Annotated in this window: 1 pseudogene; it reads right to left on the bottom strand. The window is 62.0% G+C overall.

The annotated features are described in order from the left end of the window. Positions 1 to 1,054: pseudogene (locus tag PG5_RS31020) on the bottom strand (hypothetical protein); the annotation flags it as partial. Positions 1,055 to 1,096 lie beyond the last annotated feature (42 nt).

The following is a 1,096-nucleotide window of genomic DNA, read 5'->3' as shown; positions in this document are numbered from 1 at the left end:
TCAAGTCGCCTGCCTTGATCGCGACGGGTGTATCGAGGACCACGATCCGGTCCGTCGCCAGCGGTTCCAGCACGCGTTGCAGCGCCGCGAACCGTACCCACTGCGTGACCCGTTCCAGCTTGCGAAATTCGCCTCCACCGCTGACAGTGACGAGCGTGTCTTTGGGCAATTCGCTGATTGCCTCGTTGTGCAGGTTGGCTTGCGGTCGCACCTTGAGGGCCCCTCTAGCCGTTTCGACGCGATGCTGACCGTTCACCACCGACTGCAGGAACTGAGATGCGAGGTAACCGCGCAGCGATCCATCGGCATTGCTCAGGCTGGCCGGGCCCAGGCGGTTTTCCAGACGTCGGTACTCGCCGTCGCCGCTGATGCTCAGCTCGGCGCCGCAGGGCAAGAAGTCAGCGACCTTGTCGGACCGGGGGCGGTAGTAAACGTACACGCCGCGTTGTTCGGGATCGTCAGGATGGGGCTCGTTCGCCGTGGCCTTGACCCGGTACACTTCGCGCCAGAATCCCGGCCGTTCCAGGTTCGGATCGTCGTCATACTTCACCCAATCCTGCAGGTGCAAGTACAGGCTGTAGAAGATCAGGCTCGGCGGCTGATCGGTGCTGCCCTCAAGCTTCGGCGGCTGCAGGTGATGACGGACCAGCACGAAGTTGCGCGAGAAGGGTTTTTCAACTTCTTCATTGACGAAGTAGGTCGTTTTCGGCGAATACGTATCGATGCGGTAAGCCACCACTTCGCCGTCGGCTAGGCAGTGCACGCTGGATTGATCCAGGGAACTGGCGGTACCGCTGTCGAAATGCACACCGCCGTGCCACAGGCCATTACGGCCAAGAGGGTAGTAACCGGCGGTGGCGCTGGCCAGGTGGGTCAGTTGCTGCAGCGGGTCGCGCGCGTCCTTGAACGGGTGGCACCAGTTTTTCAGCGGCGGCAAGCGTTCGGCTTCGGGAGTCGTCGCTGGCGAAGTGGGTTGGGTGGCAGGGGTTGGCCAGACCCTGGGGGTGCTTGAATCGTAGTGACGGCCAAAAATCCAGTCGAGCAGCGTTGCCATGGCGTGTACGTTCCTTGTAACGAAAGGGGAGCAGGCAGCGAA

Source organism: Pseudomonas sp. G5(2012) (assembly GCF_000408945.1).
Taxonomy (GTDB): domain Bacteria; phylum Pseudomonadota; class Gammaproteobacteria; order Pseudomonadales; family Pseudomonadaceae; genus Aquipseudomonas; species Aquipseudomonas umsongensis.
This window is presented reverse-complemented; position numbering and strand designations above follow the sequence as displayed.